We start from the raw sequence: 3082 nt of genomic DNA, 5'->3' as shown, positions 1-3082 counted from the left end.
CCACCGTGCCGATGATGAGGCCGCGCACGTAGCTGCCGCCCAGCCCCGAGGTCACAATCACGTCGCCCACCACGGGCCAGTTGGCCTCGTCCACGTTCTCCAGGTACAACAGGCCCTCGAGCGAGCCGCGCACGATGCCCTCGCCGCGGTTCGACTGGATGATGGCCGCTGCGCCGGAATTCTGGTCGGTGAGCAGCCGCACCTCGCAGGTGCGGGCGTCGGTGCTCTTCACCTGGCCCACGACGCCGGTCGCGCCCATGACGGTCATGCCGCTCTCCACGCCGTCGTCGCGGCCCACGTCCAGGGTCACGGTCTGGTTGTACGCCTCCACGCTCTTGCCCACGATGCGCGCGGCCACGCCGTCGATGTCGTAGGATCTCTTGAGGTCGAGCAGGCCCTCCAGGCGCTCGGCCTCCTGCTTGTACTCGTCGGCCTCGGCGAGGCGGCGGCGCAGCTCCTCGTTGCTCTCGCGCAAACCGGAGAGCGTCGACTCGTCGGCCGTGAGGTTCTCCACCCCCTCGCCTACCGAGGACGCGCCCGCGCCGGCGGCGGCGCCGACGAACTTGAAGGGCCCGACCGCTACGGCCACGGCGCCCTGTACGGCGTGCAGCGGCCCGTCCTCGCCCTCGCGCGCGTACAACGTGGCGAGGGCCAGGGATATCACGAGCAATACGACGAGCAGCACCCGCTTCGCCGATGCCGATCCGCTCTGTTGGAAGTTGAGGGCCATGCGGTGAGGGGCGCTGCCTTACTTCGACCGCATGAGCGTCTGCTTGAGCGCCGTGGGCGTCTCGAGTACCTTCAGGCATCCGGTGACGACGTTCGTGAGCGCCGTCTCGCTCACCCACACCGGGATCTCCAGCTTGTCGGTGAGGTAGCGATCCAGCCCGGACAGGAGGCCGCCGCCGCCCGTGAGCAGGATGCCGTTCTGTATGATGTCGGACGCGAGGTCCGGGTTCGTCTTCTTGAACGTTTCCTTGATGTGCACGACCATCTCCTCGCAGGGGCCGACGAGCGCGGCGCGCACGTCCTCGGACTGGATGGTCACCTCCTTCGGCTGCTCGGTGATGACGTCCTGGCCCGAGATGATCATGTCGCGCTCGCGGCCGTCCTCGAACGGCAGGATGGAGCCGATCTTGATCTTGATGATCTCGGCCGTGCGCTCGCCGATCTTGATGCCCAGGAGGTCGCGCAGGTGCATGGCGATGGCCTCGTCCATGCGGTTGCCGGCCAGGCGCAGCGACGACGAGGTGACGATGCCGCCGAGCGAGATGACGGCCACCTCCGTGGTGCCGCCGCCGATGTCCACCACCATGGAGCCCGTGGGCTCGGTGACGGGCAGGTCGGCGCCCATGGCCGCGGCCATGGGCTCCTCGATGAGGTAGGCCTGGCGCGCACCGGCCTGGATGGCGGCCTCGAACACCGCGCGCTTCTCCACCGAGGTGGCGCCGCACGGGATGCAGATGACGATGCGGGGCTTCGCCTGCCACGGGTACTTGCGCACGGCGGCCTTGTTGATGAACGCCGAGAGCATAGCCTCCGTCACGTCATAGTCGGCGATGACGCCGTCCTTGAGCGGATGCTCGGCCGAGAACGCCTCGGGCGTGTGGTTGATCATGTTCTTCGCCTCATGGCCCACCGCGAGCACCCGGTGCGTGCTCTTCTCGATGGCGACGACGGAGGGCTCGTTGATGACGATGCCCTCGCCCGTGATGGCGACCAGTGTATTGGCAGTCCCGAGGTCGATGGCCATGTCCGTAGACATTTGGCCGGTCAGCCCGGAGAACGCGTCTAAAAAGGACATAGAGGCAAACCCCTTGAATTCTCGTATTCCAAGTAAAAACGCATTCTAGCACAGGCGTTGCCCCGGCGTTGAAAATCCACGAGGGGCACACCCCGCCCGGCGGGCGGGGAGCGTGACAAAAGGACGGGGATAATGTCACATCCGCACCCGAGGGGCACGAGCCCCCTTCGCCGTGCGATAATGCCTTCCACACCGTCGACCTCGTTCGGATGACAGGAGGGGACATGACGCATGCAGCTCGTCGAGAATCTGGAAGCGGAGTGCATCACGTCACGATGCGCGGAGCCGGCCGCCGCAGAATATTCGAAGATGACCGCGACCGACGATACTTCGTCGAAGGGCTTCGCGAGCTCGTGGAAAAAGATCGCGTCGAATTGCTCGCTTGGTGTCTCATGGACAACCATGTCCACATGCTGGCAAAAGCGGATCTGCTCCACTTATCGAAGGGCCTGCACCGCCTCGCCACCTCATACGCCCTGTTCTTCAACGGCAGGCACGGCCACGTGGGACCCGTCTTCCAGGACCGTTTCGGCAGCCTCCCCGTTGAAACGGACGAGCACCTTCTCATGGCAATGCGCTACATCCACCTCAACCCCCTCGACCTGGGAGCGGCCTTCCCCGGAGATTACCGCTGGAGCAGCTACGGACAGTACGCCGGCAAACCGGGCTTGTGCGATACGTCGACCGTGCTCGATCTCCTTGGCGGAAGGGGCTCGTTCGTCGAGTTCTGCGATCCAGGTCATGGGCGCGAGGATCTGGTCAGCTTCAGCGCAAAAGGGCCCCGCATAAGCGACGCCGAGGCCAAGCATCTGGCCGAGACCTGCTACGGGGCCGATTTCTCAGACCGATTGGTCGCGCTCGACAAAAGCGAGCGCGACCGCGCCCTGAGGAGACTCAAGGCGCTTGGGCTCTCTATTCGGCAGATAGAAAGGCTGACCGGCATCGGGCGCGGTATCATCATGCGCGCATGAGGCGCTCGCCGCGCCGGCAAGCCCTTCGATGTGACATTACCCCCGTCCTTTTGTCACACCCACCCCGTCCCGCTAGTGGACGCTGCAGGACAGGCAGGGGTCGTAGGCGCGCACGAGCTTCTCGATCTCCAGGCGCACGGCGTCCTCTTCGGCGCCTTCGGCCACGAGCTGCTCGGCGAGCACGCGCATGTCGGCCTCGAGGTTCGCCACGTTCTGGGCCGTGGGCGTCATGATGGAGGCATGCACCACCCGTCCCTCGCCGTCCAGCTCCAGGTCGTGGAACAGCGCGCCGCGCGGGGCCTCGGTG

The 3082-nt window shown here is 65.9% G+C and carries 4 protein-coding genes; 1 reads left to right on the top strand and 3 read right to left on the bottom strand.

Annotated features, from left to right (window positions below; genetic code table 11):
* Together mreC and mreB are read right to left on the bottom strand one after the other, a co-directional pair.
* The coding region (gene mreC, locus GPA_RS10820) for a rod shape-determining protein MreC (RefSeq protein WP_041239494.1) at positions 1 to 730 on the bottom strand (730 nt) is incomplete at its 3' end.
* An 18-nt stretch (positions 731 to 748) separates the two neighbouring features.
* On the bottom strand, positions 749 to 1804 hold the full coding sequence (gene mreB / locus GPA_RS10815; RefSeq protein WP_041239493.1) for a rod shape-determining protein: 1056 nt from the start codon (positions 1802 to 1804) through the stop codon (positions 749 to 751).
* A gap of 224 nt (positions 1805 to 2028) precedes the next feature.
* Here mreB and GPA_RS10810 point away from each other — a divergent pair, with 224 nt between their 5' ends.
* A complete protein-coding gene (locus tag GPA_RS10810; RefSeq protein ID WP_041239492.1) occupies positions 2029 to 2775 on the top strand; it encodes a transposase in 747 nt (248 codons plus the stop codon).
* Between the two features lie 72 nt (positions 2776 to 2847).
* Here the strand turns inward: GPA_RS10810 and GPA_RS17500 are convergent.
* Positions 2848 to 3082: nickel-dependent hydrogenase large subunit (locus GPA_RS17500; protein WP_041239491.1), on the bottom strand; the 235-nt coding region annotated here is incomplete at its 5' end.

It is taken from the genome of Gordonibacter pamelaeae 7-10-1-b, assembly GCF_000210055.1.
Classification (GTDB): domain Bacteria; phylum Actinomycetota; class Coriobacteriia; order Coriobacteriales; family Eggerthellaceae; genus Gordonibacter; species Gordonibacter pamelaeae.
This window is presented reverse-complemented; position numbering and strand designations above follow the sequence as displayed.